The 25,171-nt window shown below is 35.0% G+C and carries 13 protein-coding genes and 1 tRNA gene; 11 read left to right on the top strand and 3 right to left on the bottom strand.

Annotated elements, in window-relative coordinates; translation table 11 throughout:
• Positions 1 to 400: 400 nt before the first annotated feature.
• Genes cas2 through cas9 form a run of 3 tightly spaced genes read right to left on the bottom strand, consistent with a single transcriptional unit; the run spans position 401 to position 6,155 of the window.
• Complete coding sequence (cas2, locus tag FS85_RS0111250) at positions 401 to 739, bottom strand: CRISPR-associated endonuclease Cas2 (protein ID WP_010136398.1); 339 nt, start codon at positions 737 to 739, stop codon at positions 401 to 403.
• A 6-nt stretch (positions 740 to 745) separates the two neighbouring features.
• The gene (cas1, locus tag FS85_RS0111245) at positions 746 to 1,633 is read right to left on the bottom strand and encodes a type II CRISPR-associated endonuclease Cas1 (RefSeq protein ID WP_010136397.1); all 888 of its coding nucleotides are present in this window, start codon (positions 1,631 to 1,633) and stop codon (positions 746 to 748) included.
• A 4-nt stretch (positions 1,634 to 1,637) separates the two neighbouring features.
• Positions 1,638 to 6,155, bottom strand: a complete 4,518-nt coding sequence (gene cas9, locus FS85_RS0111240) for a type II CRISPR RNA-guided endonuclease Cas9 (RefSeq protein ID WP_029489437.1) — start codon at positions 6,153 to 6,155, stop codon at positions 1,638 to 1,640.
• Between the two features lie 352 nt (positions 6,156 to 6,507).
• On the opposite strand from cas9, the gene FS85_RS0111235 reads away from it, so the two are divergent.
• The 11 genes from FS85_RS0111235 to FS85_RS0111185 all read left to right on the top strand — a co-directional run bounded on the left by FS85_RS0111235 (position 6,508) and on the right by FS85_RS0111185 (position 25,107).
• Entirely contained in the window at positions 6,508 to 7,803 is a 1,296-nt protein-coding gene (locus FS85_RS0111235) for an APC family permease (RefSeq protein ID WP_010136395.1), read from the top strand.
• A gap of 298 nt (positions 7,804 to 8,101) precedes the next feature.
• Positions 8,102 to 9,364, top strand: a complete 1,263-nt coding sequence (locus tag FS85_RS0111230; RefSeq protein WP_010136394.1) for a glycoside hydrolase family 117 protein — start codon at positions 8,102 to 8,104, stop codon at positions 9,362 to 9,364.
• A gap of 12 nt (positions 9,365 to 9,376) precedes the next feature.
• Positions 9,377 to 11,776 (top strand): T9SS type A sorting domain-containing protein, encoded by a 2,400-nt coding sequence (locus FS85_RS0111225; protein WP_010136392.1) that lies wholly within the window; start codon positions 9,377 to 9,379, stop codon positions 11,774 to 11,776.
• A gap of 138 nt (positions 11,777 to 11,914) precedes the next feature.
• Entirely contained in the window at positions 11,915 to 13,747 is a 1,833-nt protein-coding gene (locus FS85_RS0111220) for a sulfatase-like hydrolase/transferase (protein WP_010136391.1), read from the top strand.
• Between the two features lie 251 nt (positions 13,748 to 13,998).
• Positions 13,999 to 15,834: a sulfatase-like hydrolase/transferase gene (locus tag FS85_RS0111215; protein WP_033194701.1), complete on the top strand. Its 1,836-nt coding sequence runs from the start codon at positions 13,999 to 14,001 to the stop codon at positions 15,832 to 15,834.
• A gap of 90 nt (positions 15,835 to 15,924) precedes the next feature.
• A complete protein-coding gene (locus FS85_RS0111210) occupies positions 15,925 to 18,447 on the top strand; it encodes a glycoside hydrolase family 2 TIM barrel-domain containing protein (RefSeq protein WP_010136389.1) in 2,523 nt (840 codons plus the stop codon).
• Positions 18,448 to 18,453: 6 nt separating this feature from the next.
• A complete protein-coding gene (locus FS85_RS0111205; RefSeq protein WP_010136388.1) occupies positions 18,454 to 19,860 on the top strand; it encodes a sulfatase in 1,407 nt (468 codons plus the stop codon).
• Between the two features lie 193 nt (positions 19,861 to 20,053).
• A complete protein-coding gene (locus FS85_RS0111200; RefSeq protein ID WP_010136387.1) occupies positions 20,054 to 21,580 on the top strand; it encodes a sulfatase family protein in 1,527 nt (508 codons plus the stop codon).
• A 208-nt stretch (positions 21,581 to 21,788) separates the two neighbouring features.
• Complete coding sequence (locus FS85_RS0111195) at positions 21,789 to 23,231, top strand: alkaline phosphatase D family protein (RefSeq protein WP_010136386.1); 1,443 nt, start codon at positions 21,789 to 21,791, stop codon at positions 23,229 to 23,231.
• Between the two features lie 144 nt (positions 23,232 to 23,375).
• Positions 23,376 to 24,794 carry a sulfatase family protein gene (locus FS85_RS0111190; RefSeq protein WP_010136385.1) on the top strand — a complete coding sequence of 473 codons (1,419 nt, stop codon included), beginning with the start codon at positions 23,376 to 23,378 and terminating at the stop codon, positions 24,792 to 24,794.
• Positions 24,795 to 25,022: 228 nt separating this feature from the next.
• Positions 25,023 to 25,107 (top strand) — tRNA-Ser (locus tag FS85_RS0111185).
• Positions 25,108 to 25,171: the final 64 nt, after the last annotated feature.

The following is a 25,171-nucleotide window of genomic DNA, read 5'->3' as shown; positions in this document are numbered from 1 at the left end:
GAAGTTTTGCGTTTTTGTAAATGACAACGGGTTGTGAATTGATTTCAAATTGTATTTTTATGTGAGGAATCACAAGACAGATGCAGTAGTGTTTAAAGGTGTTAAAGTTGTGAATTGATTTCAAATTGTATTTTTATGTGAGGAATCACAAGATACGGACACGTATACGTAGGTGACTACGTGTTGTGAATTGATTTCAAATTGTATTTTTATGTGAGGAATCACAAGGTCAATCCCCAAAACTCTAGAGAAATAGAGGGTTGGGGATTATTTTTTTGAATGAGAAAAATAAGAGCAAAACTTTATTTTTTAGTATTCTAAGGTTTTGTTTTTTAATTCTAAATCACTGAATTTATAATGAATGCTTACTTTTCGACTTCGCTCGAAGACCTTATTTGTTTTAAAACAATTCTAATTGTTGTGTGGTATTAGGTAAATCGGTCTGTTTTTTTCCATGAAACAATTCCATATTTCCAAATTGTTTGTCGGTAACACATAAAATACCAATTTTACCATGTTTAGGCAAGGCATTTTTAACACGTTTGATATGCACATTGGCATTTTCTCTACTTGGGCAATTGCGTAGATAAATGGAAAATTGAAACATATCAAATCCATCTTTAATCAACTCTTTACGAAACAAATTGGCAGCTCTGCGTTCTACTTTGGTTTCGGTAGGCAAATCAAAAAACACCAATACCCACATAATTCTATAAGCGTTAAATCTGTCTTGAGACATAGGTTATCAATCTAGTTCAGGATATTTAATAGTTCTTAGTTCACCTATATAACATTTGTACAATGATGCTGTTGTGGTGGTAACAGCTACTAACAAAGGTCTTTGTTGTCCATCTATCCAAACATCTTGCGTAGCAATGCCCAACAAATAGGCTTTTACCTCTTTGGTTAATTCATCCGTTTCTCCGTTATTATTTACATAATTCACCACCATTTTATCTACAAAGGGTCGGTAGGGTTCCATAATATCATCTGCCAAACAGTACGGATTGTACTTGTTTTTATGGAACAAACCCAATACTGGTAATAATCCGGAACTAACCAAAGCTCTGGCGACAATGCTTCGTAAAATAGCATAGCCAAAATTTAAAAGTGCATTGGGAGCATCTCCAAATCGGTTGCGTTGAAACTCGGGAAATAAATGTTTCCAATAGTGCTGTGCAGCTTTTCCTTCGGTATTGGTTGTATCTCCACTTTTGGTAGCCGTTCTGTATGTTTCCATAGGTTCATGGACTCGATTGTTTAGTTTAAGTAAAGCCTCTTGGTTTTTAATTTTTTGCTGTATGGTTTGTTTCCATAATTGTTTTTTTAAAGGTTCGCTTACATCCAATTGATATTTAACACGTTCGGAATGTTCACTATGTCCGTAAAGCGGTAAAGTGATTCCAAAAGGAAGATGATGTGCATCGCAGGTAACAATACATACACCATTTCCTTGTAAGCTGTTAATTACCTGTGTACTAATAGTAATTTGATAATGATCTAACACCAACAAAGCCATGTCTTCTATAGGAACCGTTCCTTTGATAGCGCCCTTAGGTTCTTGAACCAATAGTTGTTGGTTTTTTAGTTTAAGGTGGGCTGGGTTTCCTATGTAGATGGTACGTTTGATCATTCGTTTATGCTTTTGAAATATTACCCAAACGGTCTATTTTTAATTTAATACATCTTTCCTTTATAAGAATACCTTCAATAGATTTTTGATTTTTAGACTGTGGACTTCCTACTCCAAATTCATTTTGAATAGGATATTTAAAAGATGATTTTGCTTGTTCTTTTTTGTTTAGATTAAAAATAACCTTAGCAACTTGATAAGGAATGAAATTAGCTGTAGTACCAGACCCGTCAGTAAACTTATAAATTCTCTTGATTTGTTTTTTGTTTAAATTATTAAAGTCAATTAATTGTCTGTTTTTTAGTTCCTCGTCATTAGGTAAATAGACTAGATCGTTAGGTTGTAAGTAAAATAATAGTTCAAAAGATTCTTTTTTGTCGAAGAGAGTTTCAGGTACATTTAATTTTGATTTATATTTTATTTCAAACTCTTGCTTTTGTATTTCAATAATCTCTTCAAAGCTTGGGGTATGGTATTTTATTTTACCGTTGATATTTTTATAGATACAGAAGAAAACATTTGTACCTGTAGCTGACTTAGCAAATTTTGTTTTTTTATCAAGTAAAGTTTTTATGGAGAATTTTTTACCTTTTTCATGTTTTAATGTTACTCTTTTTATTGGTTTGTGAGGAATATTATTGTTTAGTGAAATTATATTTTTATTCATTTCAATTATTCCATTAGGACTGAAAGCTTCTTCGTGGGGTTTAGATAAGTTTTTGTACTTATCTTGTTTTAAATAATTAATCAAAATAGTTCTTATTGATTTATCTAAAACCTTGTCTTCAATTTTCTTTACATCAAAACTAGTATCTAGTAAAGTTTTAATTTTTAATTTTCCTTTATTTTCTCCATCTACAATTTCGCCATAAAAAGTATCCTCATGCATAGCTTTACGAACAGCCCAATTATTTCCTTTAGTTTGTTTGGTTAATCCCTTTTTAGGTTTACCATCTTTACCTAATCTTAAATTTCCGTTTTCATCTTTATAGCTTTGGTACTTATTAGATGTTTTGTTAATGACACGTAAATTTTGTTTAAAGCTTACAATAGTGTTTTCAATAGCATTTTTACAATCTATAGGAAAATTATTCCATGGCAACATAAAGTGTTTGGTGTAATCACCTTGTGCGTTTTTAATTAATATAGATGGTTTTAACTCGTGTTTTATGATTTCATTATTTAAAGAGTTTAAATATTGTATGTGTTTTTTTGTACAACAAGCAATTACCAATGCATCTAAGGTATGATGCCTGTGGTCTATCCTTTTTTTATTAAATCCTCTAGAAATTGCATCTGGAACTTGAATTCTAAACGTATTTATTTTTTCATCAAAATAACCAAAGTCGTTAGAGTTGGTCATTTTATTTAAACGCTTAAAACGAGGTGCTATAATTTCGTTCCATTTATCATTCAATCCCCAATCTTGTTTTAGTTTAGACGTAATACTCCCAGTTACAGGTACAATGTTTTTAGAGGTAGCTTCTTGTTCATTTTCTTCTCTAACAATATTACTTAGTAAACCTTTGATGAGTTTACTAATATATCTACTGTCATTTAATTGACGATTAATAAATCCTTCTGGTATTTCTTCACTCAAAAGGTTCTTAAGTTTTGTTCTGTTCTTTTTAAAGTAATGTTGACAATGATCTTCATATTCTTTAAGTGATAGTAAATGATGACCATGTACAATACTACCACCATTTGTTTTTAAATACTCATAAGCAGTTTTGTTACTTTTATCCTCATTTACTTCACTTTCACAAATGATTTTATTGCTTAAGGAATTATCAAAATACCTAGATTGAGGTATTATATGTTCTATTTGATAAGCTGGTGTAAAAAGTTCTGATAATGGTATTGGTTTTCCTGTGTATGGAGAAATATATTTTTGTTCTAACCAAAGTTTGTAGCGTTGTATTTCTTTTAGGGTAGGGTTGTTACTTTTTTTAATTTTAGTTATTTCATCTTCACTTACTTTTGAATAGTCAACATTAGGATTTTGTGAAATTCCTTCTTCGTATATTTTTAATATTTCTTGTTGACTTGGGGAGTAGGGCTTAATATCTTGAACACCATCATTCATCAGTTCTTGAAGAATCCCTTTGATACGCTGATTGGTATTTTCATTTTCATTTATTTTTGCTGACATTTGTTTACGTTTGTCAGCCGGATTTTTCATTTCACGTCCTAATTCAATATGAATTTCATTAAAATAATTAGGGCTTCCATTTCCGTAATATTTCCAAATATCTCTAACAGTACGTAATGTTTCTGTTACAACTTGTTCTACAATAGGATTTCGTAAACTATGCTGTTTAAAGTGATTTAAGAAAGAATCAATATCATCAGGATTTTCCCACTGCGTAATATCACTACTTTCAGAATGTCGTTCATATACAAGATAACAAGCTTGATAAGTATTTAAACCTGCTAAATGATTTTTACCTTTTAGCTTAACAAAACTTTTTAGTAATTGTTTAGGAGTAATGTCATCTACAATAGTCTCAAGTATTTTTTTCTCATCTTTTTTAAATAGACTTTCATCATAATTTACAGAGGTTAACCTTGTTTTAATATCTGTTATTTTTTCAACAACTACTTTAGGTATTTCGCTACCGTCCCAAAACTTACCTAATCGCATCAAAGGCAATAATTTCTTGATTGCTTTTGTGGAGTATGCTCCATAATCACTTTTAAATGGTGGGAATTTTTTAAAGCTATTAACAAATGAATCTTTATCTATGTTTTGTCTAATGGCAAAATTTTCTAAAGCTTTTTCATACTCATTTTTATCTGTAACAGAGTAAATAATATGCCATAGTTTAAATTCCAGTTCTGATGTTAAAAACTCATCAACGTTTAAGTTTTCAACTTTTTTTAATCTATTTATAAAATCTACACGAGTTTCGTTACCAGGGTATTTCTTATCTTCTACATAATTCCAACGATAATCTGTTTTTTCAGATTTTGAAATAATTTTTTTAGAAACTAAATATTCAAGAACATGTTTTTGTTCAATCTCTTTTTTATTGTTTAAGTATTCAAATAAAGTAGCCCAATCATTCTCTGATGTAAAAAAAGTATCAGTAATATCAACATCAAATAGAGGTTTATTACCAACGGTAGTTTCTCTAATATAAATTTTTAAATTATGAATAAATTGCCAAAGACGAAATTCTTGAAATAATGGATGAGATTTTGGTGTAGCTTTTAAAGGTTGTTTTACCCTTTCTTCTTTTCCTGTTTTCTCCTTTTTTTTAATATATGTTCTATATTCGTATTGACAATTTGCTATTTCAGACTTTTTACTTTTTAATGGTCTTTGATAAAAAAGGATGTCTTTTGTAAATAGATAATTAAAATCATTAGTTAAGATATTATTTGCATGGGCTTCATTTCGTGGATATAATTCTGTAACACATTTTGTATAGTTTTCTTTTCCTATAGCTGTGTTTACATTTATTTCAGGACGGTGCTTGATTTGTTCCTTTAAAATCTTCTCAAATTCTTCACGATAAAACTTTCGTTCAATCGTTTTAACTAAACTACCTCTTATTTTTTGAGTAGGATTTTTTAGTAGTGTGTCATAAATAAATGCTCCAACTGTTTTGTTGGACTCTTTTATATCTTGTTCTGTTTTAGATTTGATGGCTATCCAATCTTTTTCAGAGTCTACTGTTTTAAAAGTTCTTTTGGTTTCACCATTCTTTAAGGTAGTAGTTGTAATAATAAATTCTTTATGCTTGTGAAGCCAGTCTTGTGGTTTTGTGGTTTGTTTTTCATATTTCCAACCATTATCAAAATAAATATCATATAAATATTCTCCTGTTTTTTTTATTGTATTATTTGTTTTTACAACTTCAGAAACATACAGTTTTTCATAACGTTTGTTTTTTTCTTTTTCTTCATCAATTTCCCCTCTTAACTGATAATAACCTCTTTTTTGGTTGAAGTTTAAAACAAGCCAAGAAAGTTCTTCTTTAGATATTTTTTTAGATAAAGCTTTTTTTCTTAAATAATAGATAGTCCAGTCGTAAGGAATTTTGGTTTCTTTTCCATTGTTTTTTATATAAAATAATTCAGGTTGTTCTTCTTTAAACTCTTTAACCATTTCATTAAATGAATCTTTAAATAAAAATTCATGTTTACCATGCTGATTAACAAAGTAATTAAGCTTAGTTTCTTTGTCAGTTTTAAACTGACCTAATTTTTTCTCAAAATCAATAGAATCATTGTAATGCTTAGGTAAAAAATCTAATTGGTGTAAAACCCTATGTAAACGTTCTCTTCTTAAGGTGTTTCGTTGTATTAATTTCCTTACACTTCTATAATTCGTTCTCTCAGCAGTTTGAGAAATTGAGATACCAGCATCAAACTTACCTAATACATCTTGACTCATAGGTATAATTCGTGAACCACATCCTATTATTTCACCATATTTGTTTTCTAAATCCTGTTTAACCAATGCCCAACCAATAGAATTGGTTCCCAAGTCTAATCCTAATATTTTTTTGTTCATACCAATTATTTTATCCTTTTGCTGTTTTAACAAAAGGAGATGTTTGTTATATTATATGTTATTGTAGTTGCAATTTTTAAAAGATTTCTAAATATAATAATTTAAGTTAACAACTATCATATTTTTTTATATATTAGCATTACAATTTGAAATCAATTCACAATAAGGATTATTCCGTTGTGAAAACATTTAAAACGGCAACTAAAGTTGTCGTTTTCTTTTTATGCTATAGACTTGCCTTTTCTATCCCTGTCATATAGCACCCTCTAAACTGCTACTACTAGGGTTTGTATTTTAAAAAAAAGCCTACTTTTATGTTTTTTAAAATAGTAGCTAGCTAAACAAATAAGACATGAACCATACACAAGAAGACTTAAAACGAGAGGTAGATGTGGTAGGCTTGGGAGCAAACATCATCAATATTGTAGTGGGTGGCGGAATTTTTGCCTTGCCTGCTGTGGTGGCAGCACAATTAGGAACGGCCAGTATTTTTGCCTATTTGTTTTGTGGTTTGTTGGTGGCTTTAGTGATGTTTTGTTTTGCCGAGGTAGGGAGCAAGGTCACCGTTTCTGGAGGAGCCTATGCTTATATCCACACCGCTTTTGGCCCCTATGCAGGCTTTTTAACTTCGGTAATGTTTGTGTTGTCTACCATTTCTGCAGATGCAGCTGTGGCCAATGCCCTAATGGCCATGGTAGGTTCTGTAAACCCTTGGTTTCAGACAGCTTGGGTAAAAGTATTGTTTTTTGCCTTGTTTTTTGCAGGTTTAGGAGCTATCAACGTAAGAGGAATTAAGCAAGGAATGAATTTGGTAAAGTTGTTAACAATAATTAAAATTACGTCCCTTTTGGTATTGGTTGCTTGTGCTACAGGCTCGGTAAATACAACGTATTTGGCCATAGAAGAAATTCCGTCATTAGGCACTATTGGAAAGGTGTGTTTGGTCTTGTTTTTTGCTTTTCAAGGAGCAGAGACAGGACTGTCTATTAGTGGTGAGGTTAAAAAAGCCAACAAAACCATTCCTAAAGCTATTTTTTTAAGTATTACAGGAATTTTAGTACTCTACATTGCCATACAAACCGTAAGCATGGGAGTGTTAGGTTCCGATTTGCTGTTGCACAAAGAAAATCCTTTAGGACAGTTGGCAAACCAAGTGTTTGGACCTGTGGGGCTAAGCATTATGACAGCTGCTGCAGCCATATCGATGTTTGGAATTGTAACAGGCGAGGTACTAAGCATGCCACGTATTTTGTACAGAGCAGCCAAAGATCAGGTGTTGCCAATACCACAATTGGCTAGTACACATCCACTTTTTAAAACTCCTTACGTAGCCATTATTACCTATGCTAGTTTAGGATTTTTGTTTGCTTCTTTAGGAGGTTTTGAACAGTTGGCTATTTTTTCTAGTGCGACTATTTTATTGGTATATTTGGGAGTTTCCTTATCGGTAATTAAGCTGAGAAAAATGGTGTCAGATACCAAAGGATTTAAAGCACCAGGCGGATTGCTAATTCCCATTTTAGCAGTAGCCACCATTGTTTGGGTATTGTCCAATTTAACCAAAGATGAGTTTATTGCCATTGTAGCCTTGGTTTTAGGTCTAACTATTTTGTATCTTATCAAAAAGAAAGTAAGCAAAAACAAATAACTTATTGATGCTGCTTTTGTAGTTATGTACACGATGTTTTTTATTGATTTTTAGGAAGAAATAGGAAGGATGGAAACTGTGTTGAGTAGATAAAAACTCAACATAGCAACTTTTAGAACCCAATGCAAAGAACAGAAGTAAATAGAATAGGTTGCATAAATACTTGATTTTCTGAGGATTTTGAATTAGAGGGCTTGTTTTGTTAAGAACTACTGGATACAATTGTTGCCATAAAGATGACTTTTCTTTGTTATTTTTGTGAAAACCGTAAAAGAATCTATACAAAATTCAAAAATCAATGTTAAAAAAGACCTTAAGCTTGTTGGGAGTGGTAGCTTGTATGCTTTCTTGCCAGACTTCTAAAACAGAACAAAGCACTACCACAGAATCCAAAGGAGCATTTCCTTTTATTCTTCCGGAAAAGAAACCAGATAGACCCATGAGTGCAGCTATGGAACGTATTTATACCGATTACGAAGCACCGCAACCACATAATAACGAACTGTTTAGTCAGTTTAAATACACCCAGTTAAAAGGTTTTGATTACCATAACAACGATGGAACAATTTCGCGTAGAGATCCCTCAAAAATCATTAAACACAACGGAAAATACTACGTATGGTATACGTATAGAAATACACCTACACCTCCACAAGGGGCAGCCAAAAGCAACGATACCATTCCCTCGTCTGATTGGGATTTGGCAGAAATTTGGTACGCTACTTCTACCGATGGTTTTACATGGGAAGAGCAAGGGGTAGCCATCAAAAGACCCGAAAAACCCTTGGTTGGATGGAGATCGGTAACCACTACTGATATTTTGGAGTGGGAAGGAAAATACTATTTGTACTATCAAGGATTTATGGAGGCTAGTGGAAAGCGTGGAGACGATTGTCCGGTAGCGGTTTCTTGGGCAGATTCTCCTGAAGGACCTTGGACTCCGTACAACAAGATTGTCATTCCAAACGGAGCACCAGGAGAATGGGATCAGTATTCCATTCACGACCCATATCCTTTGGTACACAATGGAAAAGTTTACATTTATTACAAGTCGGATTTTGGAGAAAAACCAGATTTGGTACGTATGCAAGGATTGGCTATTGCTGATAATCCTCTAGGACCTTTTAAAAAACATCCACTAAATCCGTTGATTACTTCTGGACACGAAACGTCTTTGTTTCCGTTTAAAGAAGGAGTGGCAGCATTGGTGTACAAAGACGGACCAGAGCACAACACCATTCAATATGCTAAAGATTGGGTAAATTTTGAGATTGCCTCAATTACCGAAATGATGCCGTACGCAGCAGCACCCTATGTACCCGATGCGTTTACCAACACCAAAGATGGTAGAGGAATTACATGGGGAATGGCACATTTTATCAATGTAACCAATTGGAATACCTTCCATTCTATGTTGGTACGTTTTGATTGTGATTTAAGTCGCGATATACACGATCCAGAAATGAAACAACACCGTGTAAATCACAAACCCGATGTGTATTACCGACAAGGGTTGAGTAAAAAACAGAAAGAACGTATTTTAGGAACACATAAACATTAAAAACAACACACGATGAAACGCTTGCTTCCTGTACTTTTTGGGTTGTTGATGTCTTTTGTTTCTTGGGCTCAGCATGTGGAGGTGACAGAAGTAAGCGGTTTTGCTTATCCCAAACACAGAGATCATATTGGGTTATGGGCTAGGGGAGAAACACTTAATGTAAAAGGCACGTATACAGAGACTACTGCTCAAGTAGTGCGTATCCGTTTGCTAACGTTTGCCAAAGGTACATGGAGCAATCCATTGCAAGTACACCAAGTAGAAGTTGCTACACAAGCACCTTACAACGGGCTTATCAACCATCAAATTACCGTACCACAAGATTACTTATTAAGCGTGGGTGATGGAGATCATGCCAACACACAAATGCTGCAAGTAAGTGTTTCTTTTAACGGACATGCAACGGTAAACTACAATTATTTTTTAAACATTGTAGCCAGTCGTCCTAGCACTACATTGATTGATTTTGATGCCTTGTATCCAACAAGTACAGGAAGTACTTTGGTAAGCAACATACAAACCGCAATTAGCAATGCTCGTGAAGGAGATACTCTGTTGTTTAAAAGTGCGGTGTACAATTTTCAAGGCAAGTCCTTTGCTATAGACAAAGCAGTATGCATTAGTGGTTTTGTGCCAACCCTTAATGCAGTACACAAAGGAGCTTACGGAATAAAAACCAGCTTTCAGAATTTAAAACAATTACACATTCGTTCCCATCAGGTGCGTTTGTGCCACTTAGAACTACAAGCAGCAGCCACTACTCCCTATGTATTTGTAAGGGTTGCGCATACTACATATGGAGATGATGATTTGAATGGCTTGCATTATCAAAACCTAGTTTTTGAAAACCTACGACTAAAAAATGGAAAAGTTCAGGTGTTTGGAGGTAGTGGTGCGGGTATTACATTTCGTCAATGTTCTTTTGAGAATTTTTCTCAGGGAGGTTATTTTTTAAATCGTAGAGGACGGTTGAATCAAGCTCCAAATTTTTTGATGAGTCATTGCTTTTTTAAACCCGATTTTGATGCGGTAAATTACAACGTCCGAGCCATCTCTTTGGATGCTGGAAATGACGAATATCCTGTAGTGTGGAATCAAAATGGAAGTACCATTACCCATTGTTTGTTAGATGGTACTGGTTTGGGAATCTCGTCTAAGTGTTCTTATGTAAACGTAACCAATAATCACTTTTTGGGATATAGAAAAGATGTAGATATGATTCATATAGAAGAATTTGGACATCATTTTTTAATTGATGGCAATACCTTTGAACATATCAAGCCAGCTAGAGGTTTATACATAGATAGAGAAACCCAACAAGCGCATGATATTACCATTACCAATAATGTTTGGAAAGGAACCTATGCATGGATTATATCTAGCAATGCTCCTTACAACGTAATCTTTCAGAACAACGATTTTAGTCAAGCTAAAGCGAGCAATCCCAATGACATTACGTTTGATTTTACTTACGATCACGGAGGAGAATCTACTTTTTTAGCTTATGAATTGCCTACAAAAAACCTTCTGTTTAGCCAAAACACTGGTTTGTCTGCAAAAGATGGAATATTGGCTTACAAAGAATGGCAAGGAGATTTATCTAATACTGTAGAATATCCATCTGCTAAGATTCAGAAAAAAGTGCTGTTACATGATGCACAATCTACTTTAGAGGTGTCTTCTAAATACTATATAAAAAACAAAGCTACGGGAGCGTACCTAGTAGCTTTGCAGGAAAAAGACACGGTAGGTTTGGTGGCAGAAAAGCCTCTAGACAGTACCGCAATTTGGGAAATAGCGTTTAAATATCCCTACTACCATCATCTAAAAAATACAGCAACTAAAAATTATTTAGAAGTATACAGAGGTTATACACTAGGAGATATAAACAACGGAACAGACGAGAAAATTTATGCCAAACAAAGTTATCCCAAAAATCAAGTAATGGCTTTGCCTTTTTGGTATTTTAGAAAACATGAACAAAATGGTCTAGAAATGTACGAATTAATGCCTGGTGGAAATGAACGTAAATCTAGGTTGTTTCAATCCCAGACATCAGCTCAGTTAGAAATTGCCAAAACAAACGGTGAGCCAAGTGCTACCAATGCAGAAAGCTTATGGATTTTAGAGCCTATAAATTCGTTAAAAAAATCGGAACCTATAGAAACAGAGCGTGAATTTTCTTTAGAAATAAATCAAGAACTTCAAGAATTGGTGGTGTACATACATCAACCCAAAATACAGCAAATACAAGTGCGAATACTTAATAGCTTGGGGCAGCAAGTACATCAGTATACAGGAGAACATAGCTCAGTGTATAGAATTAACACGTCCAACTTGGCAACCAACGTATACATGGTTGTTTTGTCTTTGAATGGTAAAACTAGAGCTCAAAAAATACTACTATACTAAGTTTGTAAAGTTTTTATAAAGATAGATTTTGCATAGACAAATTAAAGATGAAATCATTTGTGTTACGGAAAGGTATGCCATCTTTATTTAGGTTTGTTTTGCTTCTTGTATTTTTATCTCACTAAATTTTAAACACAGATGATAACATTCAATAAACTAGTAGTAACGGCTTTGTTAATAATGGGGGCTAAGCAAATATATGCACAGCAACAACCTAATATTTTATGGATTGTAACCGACGACCAGCGTTACGATTCTGTAAAAACGTTTAACCAAGCATTACACGGAAAAGAAGAAAACGAATTGGGGTATATAGAATCTCCTAATGTAGATGCATTAGCTGCCGAAGGAACAACATTTATAAATACCTATTGTCAGGCAACAGGCTGTGCACCCTCTAGAGCAGCCATGCATCAAGGACGATATCCGTTCCGTTCAGGGGTGTATGAGTTTGAATACCATAACAACGCTGCCGAGCATATGCGACCTTCTTTTCCAGAGCAATTGGCCGATTTGGGATACCAAACATTTCATGTAGGAAAATTAGGTTATCGTTTAAAAGGATTACGTCCTGATGGAAAAACCAAAACTCATAAAGTCTATCAAACCGATATGGATTTTAGATCCTTAGGAGAAGAAGGTTTTACAGACTACGGAGGTGGTGGATGGTGGAAACAAGTAGAAGGACAAACGTTTGAGAAACCTATTAAAGACATGTCTTACTTTGTAACACCAGAAGGAAAGTTTGAATATGTTTCGGAGCAGTTAAATCAACAAACAGATCAGTACAAACATGTAGCGGATGAGGTGACAAAAAAGTACGATTTGCTAAGGCATTACAAAAAAGGAAAAGCACCATCTAAGTACAAAGGAATGATTATTTCTGGAGTAAGTCCGCAACCCGCAGGGAAAACCAGAGATGGGTACTATGCACACTTCTTAAACGAGTATTTAGAAAACGAAAATCAGGAGTTTCATGCAGGTAAGCTAAAGTTTAAAGGAGTGGATCCTAAGAAACCTGTTTTTGCTCACATCGGCTTTGATTTTCCTCATACGCCTGTATTGCCTCCAGCTGATTATAGAGCTCGTTTTGCAAAGCATACCTATAAGGTTCCTGAATTTAACACATCAGAATTGGCAGATGTACCACAACAAATTAAAAGGTTGTTAAACAACAAGCCCTCGTATCATTTTACCGATGAGGAAAAACAAAAAATGATTCAGGATTACTATGCTTTTTGTGCTTATGGAGATGCTTTGGTAGGACAAGCTGTAAATGATTTTAAGGCTTATAGTAAAAAACACAATCAACCTTGGATGGTGATTTACGTTTGTGGAGATCATGGTTGGAAATTGAACGAACATGGTGCGATTTCTAAATTTACGCCTTGGGAACTAGACAGCCACAATCCGATTATTGTAATTTCTTCCGATAAAAAGAAATTTCCTGCAGGAAAAGTGGTAAGAGAGTTTACTGAGTTTGTAGACATTGCCCCAACAGCATTGAAGGCAGCCGGAGCAGACTTGTCTAAACAGGAATACCAACATTTAGATGGATTGGATTTGGCAGCAACAGCAGCAAACAAAGCTCCTAGAAGAGATTATGTTTTAGGGGAAACCCATGCTGTAATTGGGCCAAGAGCGTACATAAGAACAAAAGATTACGTTTTGTCTTTAAAAACAAGACCTAACAAAAAAGAAGGAGAGAACATGGAATGGGCACTGTCTGCTTCTTGGGAAGAGTTAGATCCTGCATTGTACCACACAACCAAAGACCCAATGGAGTTGAACAACGTAGCGTTTGATAAAAAATACAAAAAGGTGGCTCAGAAAATGAAAGAGAAGTTGCTAAACATTGTGTTGGGAGATAATCGTGTAGAAATTAACTGGGAAAGATGGGGAACTGGAACTAAAATTTACCGAAGTAATTTTGCTCCAGGGGCTCATGATTTTCAATTGGATTTAGATTAAGATAATAAGCATATACATGCCAACCCTTTTAAAACGAGTGTGTTTTAAAAGGGTTTGTTTTTTTGCGATTCGTTTGTCTAGTTGTTGTTCAGTAAAGATTCATCAATAGAGGTAGTAAGTTGACCATTTGTGTTTTAGTTTGGTATGAGGTTTACAGTAAATTTATCTTTCTAAAAGTAAACTTGAATCCCCAAAATAGTTCAGAATTTTGAATCTATGAGGAAACAAAAAATAATTTAAAATTCAAGTTTATGAAAATACCGAATAGAATGAACAAAGTGTTGTTTTTTACGTTTGTCTTATGTTCAAAAATAACGTTTGCACAACAGCAACCTAATGTTTTATGGATTGTAACCGACGATCAACGTTACGATGCCATAAGAGCGTTTAACAAAATACTTACGGGAAAAGAAATGAGTGAGTTGGGATATGTAGAGTCTCCTAATGTAGACCGTTTAACCAAAATGGGAACTACGTTTATCAACACTTATTGTCAAGCAACAGGTTGTGCTCCTTCTCGTGCACTGATGCATTACGGGCGTTACACTTTTCGTTCTGGAGTATATGAGTTTGAATATCACAACAACAATGCAGCCCATTTTAAACCAACTTTGCCAGAACAGATGGAGTCTTTGGGATACCAAACCTTACACATAGGAAAGTTAGGAGTACGTTTAAAAACCAAGACAGCTAAAGGGGCAAAAGCAGCTCGAATGTATCAACAAGACATTAGCTTTAAACAATTGCGCAAAGATGGTTTAACTGATTGGGGAAAAGATTGGTTTTACGAGTTGAATGGAGAAAAATTAAAGAAACCCATCAAACAAATGGAGTTTTTTGTAACCGAAGATAGAAAGTTTGAATACCGATCTGCCGATTTAGAAGCACGATTTCCAGAACACAAAGGAGAGGCACAAAAAGTGGTGGAAAAGTATGATTTGTTTATGGAGTACAACAAAAAGAAAGGGCCTTTAACACCATTTTCTGCTCCAATTATTAGTGGGGTTAGTCCAAGGAAAGCTGGGAAAACCAGAGACGGATATTACGCATCTATTTTTGGAGATTTTTTAAAGAATCAAAATCAAAAATTTAAGGCTGGGTCTAGAACGTTTCATGGAGTTAACACTTCAAAACCTTTGTTTTGTCAAATAGGATTTGATTTTCCACATACGCCTGTATTGCCCCCGGCGAGTTACAGAGAGCGTTTTCAGAAACATAGTTACAAAGTACCTAATTTTGATACAAAGGAGTTGCAAAAAATGCCTAAGCAACTGCAGAAGCAAGTAAAAGCTTCTTATTCCGATCACTACACATCAGAACAAAAACAAAAAATGATTCAAGATTATTATGCTTTTTGTGCCTACGGTGATGCTTTGATTGGTCAGTCTGTAGATGATTTTATTGCCTACAGTAAGGCAAACCAACAAGAATGGATAATTGTATATGTATGTGGAGACCACGGTTGGAAGTTAAACGATCACGGAGCGGTGTCTAAATTTACTTCTTGGAAAATTGACAGTCACAATCCTATTGTGGTGGTGTCCTCCGATAAAAAAGCCTTTCCAGAAGGAAAAGTAGTGAAAGATTTTACCGAATTTGTTGATATTGCACCGACCATTATGGCTGCAGGAGGAGCAGATTTAAAAAAGGAGTCTTACAGCTATTTAGATGGAGTAGACATGCAAAAAGTAGCCTCAAAAAAAGCACCCAAAAGAGATTATATTCTAGGGGAAGGGCATGCAGTTACAGGGCCAAGAGGATATATTCGTACTCATGATTATGTGTTTTCTATGCAAACACGTCCTAATAAGAAACGTGGAGAAAACATGGAATGGGCTTTAACCGCTACAGACAAAGAGCTAGACATGGCTTTGTACGATATGAAAAAAGATCCAAAAGAACTCAACAACCTTGCTTACAATAAAAAATATAGCAAGATTGTAAAACAAATGAAAGAAAAATTGACCAATATTTTGTTGGGGGATAATAGAGTAGAAGTAAACTGGGGAAAAAGAGGAACAGGAACAGAAGTTTTTAGAAGTAATTTTGCTCCCGGAGCACACGATTATCAATTAAAATTGAAATAAAATAGAAACCAAAAATCCAAAATATTAATTTTTGAATGCTCGCCCAAACAAGGTGGGCATTCATTGCTTAACCACAAATCAGTATAGAACATGAGGAGACTTATCCTAAGAGGAGCTAAGGTTTTAGTAGCTATTTTGTTAGCTTCTACCACAATGACAGCACAACAAAGAGAACACGATTTTAATTTTGATTGGAAATTCCAGTTACAAAAAGGAACAGAGCTTCCTTCTAATTTGCCTTTAAAAGATACAGATTGGCGAGACGTTCGTTTACCACATGATTGGAGTGTAGAATTTTCTTTTAGCAAAGACCTAGAAGGAGCAACGGGATATTTGCCTGGGGGTGTAGGAGTGTATCAAAAACATTTTAAAACTCCGATTGATGTAACAAAAGAAAAAGCTTACGTGCTGTTTGACGGGGTGTACAACAATGCTACTTTTTGGTTGAACGGACAAAAATTGGGTGAAAACCCTTATGGATATTCTCCTACTCACTTTGACTTGACATCTAAATTAAAAACAGATGGTTCAGACAATGTATTAACAGTTCATGTAGATCATTCAAGATATGCAGACAGCCGTTGGTACACGGGGAGTGGAATTTATAGAAAAGTCAAGCTAATCACCGCAAACAAATTACACATTCCTATCTGGGGAACTTATGTTACAACACCAGAAATCACCAAAGGGCATGCCTTGGTAAAATTAGAAACAAAGGTGAAAAATGATAGAAGAAGAAGCACTAGATTTAACATTGTTACCAAAATTATAGATGCTGCAGGAAATGCCATCACAACCCAAAAGCAAGAGGCAAAAGTTTCTTCTAACAAAGAGGAGGCATTTACGCAGACCTTAAAAGTTATTGAACCAAAATTATGGGATATAGACAGCCCTAATATGTACAAAGCTATTACGCAAATTGTGGTACAAGGTCAAGTAGTAGATACTTACACAACACCTTTTGGAATACGTACTATAGAGCACAAAAAAGACCAAGGTTTCTTTTTAAATGGAAAATCAACTTTTGTAAAAGGAGTGTGTATCCATCATGATGGTGGTTTGGTAGGTACAGCAGTACCTAAAGGAGTTTGGAAACGCAGATTGTTGGCTTTAAAAGAAGCGGGGGTAAATGCCATTCGTACTTCGCACAATCCGTTTTCTCAAGAGTTTTACGACTTGTGTGATGAGTTAGGTTTGTTGGTGCAAGCAGAAATTTTTGATGAGTTTGACAACCCAAAAGACAAACGTTGGAACATGCAAGAGCGTGAACCAGATGCTATTACAGAAGGATATACCAATCATTTTCAAGAATGGGGAAAAAGCGATTTGACACGTTCGATGTTGAGAGATCGCAACCATCCATCGATTTTTGAATGGAGTATAGGAAATGAGATTGAATGGACTTATGAGCACTACCGTCATGTAAGTGGTTTGTGGGATCCAGGTGCTAAAGGGTATTGGAATCGTTTGCCAAACATTACGGCAGAGGAAATGCAAAAGCGTTACAAAAATTTACCAGACAGAAAGTACAAGTTAACAGAAACTGCACAACGTTTGGCCAACTGGACACGCGAAATTGATAATACACGTCCTGTAACTGCAAACCTAATTATTCCCGTAGCGAGTTTGGCTTCAGGGTATGCACAAACCTTAGATATAGTTGGGTTTAGTTACCAAGTAAACCAATACGATTGGAGTAAAAAAAACTATCCAGATTTGCATTTTACGGGGAATGAAAACTCAGGTACTTGGGAAGAGTGGAATTCGATTATTGAAGACCCTATGATTTACAGTATGTATATGTGGACAGGAATTGACTACATGGGAGAAGCACATAACAAATGGCCAAACAAAGGATGGGATGGTGATATTTTGGATTTTGCAGGATTCAAAAAAGAAGGATTTGATCATTTTAAATCTATCTGGGTCAACAAACCACACGTGTCTGTAGGAACGTATCCTGTAAAAGACTCTTTGATGGTAGATGAATTGAGCGGAAAAGTAAAAATCAAATCAGCAAAGTTCTTAAAATGGAACAACAGCCGTGCCCAAAAGCACTGGAATTACAAAAAAGGACAGACCGTAATTGTAGAAGTACCAACCAATTTACACAAAGTAGAATTGTCTTTAAACGGAAAATCATTAGGATGGAGAAGCTTAAGTGGAAGTCCTGATCGTATTTTGCGTTGGGCAGTACCGTTTGAGCCAGGAACCTTATCAGCTCGTGGTGGTTTTGATGGACAAGAGGTAGAATACATATTACAAACGACAGGAAAAGCTGTAGGAATTGTATTGACTACAGACCAAACAAGCTTAAATGCCGATGGGTACGAAGTAGCGCATGTGGTGGCACAATTGGTGGATAAAGATGGGCTAAATGTAACCACAGAAGATGTAAAATTGACTTTTGAAGTGAATGGAGACATACGTGTTTTGGGTGTAGATAATGGAGCGTTGAACAACACACAAGATTACCAAAGCAATAGCTTGGTTACATCCAAAGGACGTGCGTTGTTGTTGGTACAATCGTTAAAAGACAAAAAAGGAGCTGTGTTGATCAAAGCAACTTCTCCAAAATTAGAAAGCAATCAGGTATTTATAGAAACCAAATAGAATCTTATGAAAACACGTAAACTATGTTTGTTGCTAGTTGCCTTAGTTTTTTTTAGTCTAAGCACATCAGCACAAAAAAAGAAAAATATTGTATTTCTTTTTGCAGACGATGCAGGGTATTTTGATTTTGGCTTTCAAGGGAGTAAAACGTTTCCTACACCTAATTTAGATCAGTTGGCCAAAGAGGGAATGGTATTTAAACAAGCCTATACTACGGCTGCAGTTTGTGGTCCTTCTAGAGCGGGTTTGCTTACAGGAAGATATCAACAACGTTTTGGTTTTGAAGAAAACAATGTTCCTGGTTACATGAGCAAATCATCTAAGTTATTAGGAGATGATATGGGCTTGCCTTTAGATGAAAAAACCATGGCTGATTATTTAGGGAAACTAGGATATCAGTCCATCGTGTTAGGAAAATGGCACATGGGAAACGCAGATAGATACCATCCTTTGAAAAGAGGCTTTACCGAGTTCTACGGATTTAGAGGAGGAGCAAGAAGTTTTTATCCATTGACCCAAAAACAAGCTGCCGATAAACCTGAAGATCGTTTGGAAATTGGCTATAAAAAATACCAAGAGCCCAAAAAATATTTGACCTACGATTTGGCAGATGCTGCTTGTGATTTTATTGATAGAAACAAAAAGAAACCATTCTTTATGTATGTTTCGTTCAACGCAGTACATTCGCCAATGCAAGCCACTCAAGAAGATTTGAAAAAAATAAAAGGGTTGACAGGTAAACGAAAAGTGTTGGCAGCCATGACTTTAGCTTTGGACAAAGCTTGTGGTCAGATTTTAGAAAAGCTTAAAGAAGAAGGTTTAGAAGATGATACCTTGATTGTGTTTTCTAACGACAACGGAGGACCTGATGGTACCAAAACCTGTAATTATCCGTTAAGCGGCTGCAAATCTAACAACTTGGAAGGTGGAATTCGTGTGCCTTTTGTAATGAAGTTGCCTAAGGTCATTCAACCAGGTTCTAGTTATGAATATCCTGTAAGTACATTGGATTTACTCCCGACTTTTGTAAACATTGCAGGAGGAAAGGCTGATAAGATAGCTCAATTAGATGGTGTGGATTTACTACCGTACATTACTGGTAAAGACACTAAAAGACCTCACGAATTGCTGTTTTGGAAAAAAGAGAACAGAGGAATTGTAAGAAAAGGAGATTGGAAATTATTACGTTTTCCTGACAGACCTGCAGAGTTGTATAAAATTACCGAAGATGTAAGTGAAAACAATAATTTGGCTTATGAACATCCCGAAAAAGTAAGAGAATTGTTTAAAGATTTGTTTGCTTGGGAAGGGGAATTAGAACGCCCATTGTTTATGTTAAAACGTATTTATGAAGTCAATGCCATGAAACGTATGGATGACAAAAGAACTCCCGTTTTAGATGTAGTAGAATAAAATAAACAGCATACTTTACTTATAAAAAAGGCCTTGGTAATACATGTATTACCAAGGTTTTTTTACTTAAAAAATACAAAACAAATGATTTCCCCCCTTTAAAGAAGACAATTTTCTACCTTTTTTAAAGATAAACTGCATAATTTCACTTTTAGTTTTTAACTGATGTGTTTGATTTTTTTAAATATTTTACATGAAAATTCGTTTTCTAAATCTAATCGTTCTAATTACCGGTTGTATTTGCTTATATGTAGTACCTGTAAAAGCACAGCAACCTAATATTGTTATAATTTACGCAGATGATATGGGGTTTGGAGATTTGAATTGTCAAAATCCACATTCAAAAATACCGACTCCAAATTTAGACAAATTAGCAGCAAGTGGAATGCGATTTACTGATGCACATAGTTCATCTGGAATCTGTACACCAAGTCGCTTTGCTTTGTTAACAGGACAATACCATTGGAGAAGGGGGCATGGAATTGTAAATAGCTTTGGAAAACCTTATTTTAAAGATACAGATGTTACGCTACCTCAAATCTTAAAACAAAAAGGATACAAAACCGCTTGTATTGGTAAATGGCATTTGGGTTGGAATTGGGAAATCAATTCAAAAGAACCCAAACACGATGTAATGGTATTTGGTAAGAAAAAAAAGGCTATAAGTCACAAAGCGATCAATTGGACTAAGCCGATTAAAGGAGGTCCTTTAGCCAGAGGGTTTGATTATTATTTTGGTGATGGCACCATTAATTTTCCACCGTATTGTTTTATAGAAAATGACAAAGTGGTAGAAGCTCCTTCAACATTGTTAGATTTAAATGGAATGGAAACCGCAGAAGGACATTGGGAGTTTAGACCAGGGCCTATGGTAAAAAACTGGAATCCCTATAAGGTTTTGCCAACAATACAAATAAAAACCAAAGAATGGATTAGGAAACAAAAGAAAAAAGATCCTTTCTTTTTGTACTTGGCTTTGCCATCACCCCATGCACCAATCATTCCCAACAAAGAATTTATTGGAAGCTCTAAAGCGGGTGGTTATGGAGATTGGATGGTACAAACAGATGCGGTTGTGGGAGAGGTGTTAAAAGAATTAAAAGACAAAGGGCTTGATAAGAATACACTTGTTATTTTTACAGCAGACAATGGCCCTGAAAGATATGCTATGGCAAGAGCAGAAAAATACGGGCATTATAGTACAGGAGATTTTAGAGGAGTAAAAAGAGATGTTTGGGAAGGGGGACATCATGTGCCGTTTATTGTTTGTTGGCCAAATAGAATTAAAGCAGGAACAATTTCTAAGGAGGTAATTTCTCAAATAGATATCATGGCTACGTTGGCAGAAATTACCAAAAGTGATTTACCCCAAAATGCAGCTCCAGACAGTTACAGTTTAAAATCTCTTTGGATGGGAAAATCCTATCAAAAACCATTAAGAGAAGCTACGGTTCACAATACGTACAAAAATAAATGGGGAATTCGTAAAGGAGATTGGTTGTACATTAATCATAGTAATGGAGCAGGATCTAAGCCTTTAACTAAAGATTACAATCAGCTAAGAGGTTACCCAACTTTTCATACCAAAGGCTTATTGTTTGATATGAAAAACGACTGGGGACAAAGAGTAAACTTATACGAGAAGTATCCTGAAAAAGTTAAAGAAATGGAAACTTTGTTAACCACCTACAGACAAAAAGACCATTCTGTAAAAAGATAATTTGTTGTTTTGATAGAATGATTATTTGATCAAGACTGCAATACGAAGTTTGATAAAGACAAAATAGATTAAATACATAGCACAAATCGTTCATAGCACTATTTTAGGTTGTGAACGATTCTTTTATTAATTAGTTTTGAAGGGAAGTGTATTTTTAGCTTAAATGGTGTGCGAACACGTTTTTAATGAAATAAACCAAATTTTTAATATGAAAAAAGCTATTTGTTTTCTATTAGGATTGTTACTAGGACTACAAGTATTTGGTCAAAACAAAAAAGACCTTGTGTATTTTACAACGGGATTAAAAATAGGAGAAGTTACAGAAAATTCAGCTGTAATTTGGACTCGTTTGTGTAGTCAACTATTGCCAAACCCTATAACACATCAAAGAAAAAAAGCACCCTACAGGGCTCCTTTAAAATACAATAACAATCAACCCGTAGACCAATTAGATGGAGAAGTTTCCGGAACTTTTGGAGAGGTAAAGGTGAAATTAATCAGTAAAAACCATCAAGTTGAATTGGATTGGGAATTTGTTTCTTCTTTAAAAGATTATACGTTTAAAAAAGTGATCAAAAACTTAAAACCTAACACAACCTACAAAGTAGAGATTTTAGGTAGAAAATACACAAGAATTAGAAAGAAAGACAAAGTAGCTAAACCTAAAAAAACATCAACTAAAATTGTGGGACAGTTTACCACAGCTCCTAGTAAAAATGATATTGTTCCTGTGTTTTTTACATCTTCAACGTGTCAGTATTTTTGGGATTATGATGATGAAAAACGTGGTTTTAAAATTTATGATGCCATGAAAAAGTTACAACCTAACTTTCATTGTCAGACGGGAGATTTTGTTTACTACGACAAACCAGGTCCTATGGCTTTAAATATTGCACAAGCTAGAATGAAATGGCATGCGATAAACGCTTGGCCAGCTTCGGTAGATTTCTATAACCATGTACCTCTGTATCTTCAAAAAGACGATCACGATTTGTTAAGTAACGATTCGTATCCGGGGATGCAACCTTTTGGTGAAATTACCTACAAAGACGGATTGAGTATTTGGTACGAACAAGCTCCTTTGGTAGGAAAACCTTATAGAACTTTTAGATGGGGAAAAGATGTGCAAATTTGGTTGTTGGAAGGAAGAGAGTTTCGATCTCCCAATTATTTAAAAGATGGAAAAGACAAAACTATTTATGGAGAAGAACAAAAAAAATGGTTTGCCAAATCGGTGAAAAAATCGGATGCTACCTTTAAACTATTTGTGTCTGCAACTCCAGTAGTTGGACCCGATAGAGTATCTGATAAAAGTGACAATCATGCCAATATAGCTTTTAAAAAAGAAGGAGATTGGTTAAGAAAATTCTTAAAAAAGCACAACATGTTTGTGTTAAACGGAGACCGTCATTGGCAATATGTTTCTAAAGATACCAAAACAGGATTGATGGAGTTTTCTCAAGGTCCTTCTAGTGATGCACATGCACAAGGTTGGTCACCAGATGATAAAAAGCCAGAACATAAATTTTTAAGAGTGGCAGGAGGATTTTTAGGAGTTAAGGTATATCGTGAAAAAGGAAAACCAATTATAGAATTTATTCATTACGATGTGGATGGAAACGAGGTTAACAAAGAGGTAATTAAGAAGTAGAAATTTGTAGGAAATAGAACAAAAAAATCATTTGTGTCTTTTTTTTAGTAATATCTTTTTAATGAGAAATGGAGATAGATCTACTTTTACAAAAATACAATCAAACAGCATTTAAAAAATATTTATCAATAAATTAGAACTGAGATGAAAACTAAAATTTTACTTTTTACTTTAACAATTATAGGGATTACATTTGGGCACGCTCAAAAAAATAAAAAGCCCAACATCATTGTATTTATGGCTGATGACATGGGCTATGCAGATACAGGGTTTACAGGAGCTACAGATATACAAACCCCTAATTTGGATAACTTAGCAAAAAATGGAGCCTTCTTTAAACAAGGATATGCCAATCATGCTTATTGTGGGCCTAGTAGAGCGGCATTGTTGTCAGGTAGATATCAACATAGATTTGGTTTTGAAACCAACCCTGCATACGACCCCGCGAATCCTCATATGGGAATTGATGTTGGAGAAAAACTATTTCCCAAACGTTTGCAAGAAGCAGGTTACAAAACAGGAGCTATTGGAAAATGGCATTTGGGAGCCGCAGCAGAATTTCATCCTTTGAACCGAGGATTTGATTATTTCTACGGTTTTTTAGGAGGAGGACACGACTATTTTAGAATTGATGGAACCAAAAAAGTATGGGAAGCCTATTTACAACCTTTGGTTCGTAATAAAAGAGCAGACAATTTTGAAGGCTATTTAACAACAGCATTGAGCAACGATGCCGCACAATTTGTAAAAGACAATAAAGAAAATCCTTTCTTTTTGTACGTAGCCTACAATGCACCACACATGCCTTTGCAAGCCCCTAAAGAAGATATTGCTCGTTATGCCCATATAAAAGACAACAAAAGACGAGTATATGCTGCCATGGTAGATGTTATGGATAGAGGAATTGGAACGGTAATTCAGTCTTTAAAGGACAGTGGAATTTATGAAAACACCTTGATCTTTTTCTTAAGTGATAACGGAGGACCGCAGTCCAAAGGAGGAAGTACTAAAGGATGGAATGGCTCAGACAACCAACCTTTCCGTGGTGGAAAAGGGAATTTGTACGATGGGGGAGTTCACGTACCATTTTTTGCAAGTTGGCCAAACAAAATTAAGCCAGGTACTGTGGTAAATTACCCTGTGAATTCGTTAGATATTGGCCGTACAGCAGTGGCTTTGGCAGGAGGAGATGCTACAGCAGCACCTGCAATGGAAGGGGTTAATTTGATTCCTTATGTTACTGGGGAAGCACAAGGAGCACCACACGACTATATTTATTGGAAAAGTGGTAACAAATGGGCAGTATTGGCAGCAGACGGTACCAAACATGTGTTGGACAGAGATAGCAAAAAACCAGAATTGTTTTATTTGCCTAAAGATGTATCTGAGCAAAATGATATTTCATCAAAAAATCCTTCCAAAGCTAAAGAGCTTAAAGCAAAATGGACAACTTGGAACAAAGACAATATTTCACCACAAATGATCAATTACAAAGGGTATCACAAACTAAGAGATCAGTTTTATGAAACAGCTGTGCCTAAAGGAACTAAAAATAAAAAATAAGGAGTAGGATGCATAAAATTAAAAAGATAGTTGTTGTTTGTTTTCTTTTATTAAGTAGCCATCATTATGCACAAAAGAAACCTAATGTATTGTTGATTTATACCGACGATCACAGAACGGTTGTAGATTTTTGGAACTATTATTAATGAAAAAAACAAGTCTTTTTTGTGCTGAAACAAAAAAGACTTGTTATATTTGCAAGCCCAACGAAAAAGTTGGCTATTTATTGGAGAAATGGCAGAGTGGTCGAATGCGGCGGTCTTGAAAACCGTTGTCTGTAACAGGACCGGGGGTTCGAATCCCTCTTTCTCCGCAACTTTTATAATAAAAGTGCACAAAACCTTATAAACACTATGTTTATAAGGTTTTTTTATTTG

Source organism: Ochrovirga pacifica (assembly GCF_000220525.1).
Classification (GTDB): domain Bacteria; phylum Bacteroidota; class Bacteroidia; order Flavobacteriales; family Flavobacteriaceae; genus Ochrovirga; species Ochrovirga pacifica.
The sequence above is the reverse complement of the archived record's forward strand: the minus strand, read 5'-3'. Positions and strand labels throughout refer to the sequence as shown.

Excerpts from the sequence above, each read along its gene's own strand:
- cas2 (WP_010136398.1), bottom strand. The coding sequence starts at position 739 with ATGTCTCAAGACAGATTTAACGCTTATAGAATTATGTGGGTATTGGTG.
- cas1 (WP_010136397.1), bottom strand. The coding sequence starts at position 1,633 with ATGATCAAACGTACCATCTACATAGGAAACCCAGCCCACCTTAAACTA.
- cas9 (WP_029489437.1), bottom strand. The coding sequence starts at position 6,155 with ATGAACAAAAAAATATTAGGATTAGACTTGGGAACCAATTCTATTGGT.
- FS85_RS0111235 (WP_010136395.1), top strand. The coding sequence starts at position 6,508 with ATGAACCATACACAAGAAGACTTAAAACGAGAGGTAGATGTGGTAGGC.
- FS85_RS0111230 (WP_010136394.1), top strand. The coding sequence starts at position 8,102 with ATGTTAAAAAAGACCTTAAGCTTGTTGGGAGTGGTAGCTTGTATGCTT.
- FS85_RS0111225 (WP_010136392.1), top strand. The coding sequence starts at position 9,377 with ATGAAACGCTTGCTTCCTGTACTTTTTGGGTTGTTGATGTCTTTTGTT.
- FS85_RS0111220 (WP_010136391.1), top strand. The coding sequence starts at position 11,915 with ATGATAACATTCAATAAACTAGTAGTAACGGCTTTGTTAATAATGGGG.
- FS85_RS0111215 (WP_033194701.1), top strand. The coding sequence starts at position 13,999 with ATGAAAATACCGAATAGAATGAACAAAGTGTTGTTTTTTACGTTTGTC.
- FS85_RS0111210 (WP_010136389.1), top strand. The coding sequence starts at position 15,925 with ATGAGGAGACTTATCCTAAGAGGAGCTAAGGTTTTAGTAGCTATTTTG.
- FS85_RS0111205 (WP_010136388.1), top strand. The coding sequence starts at position 18,454 with ATGAAAACACGTAAACTATGTTTGTTGCTAGTTGCCTTAGTTTTTTTT.
- FS85_RS0111200 (WP_010136387.1), top strand. The coding sequence starts at position 20,054 with ATGAAAATTCGTTTTCTAAATCTAATCGTTCTAATTACCGGTTGTATT.
- FS85_RS0111195 (WP_010136386.1), top strand. The coding sequence starts at position 21,789 with ATGAAAAAAGCTATTTGTTTTCTATTAGGATTGTTACTAGGACTACAA.
- FS85_RS0111190 (WP_010136385.1), top strand. The coding sequence starts at position 23,376 with ATGAAAACTAAAATTTTACTTTTTACTTTAACAATTATAGGGATTACA.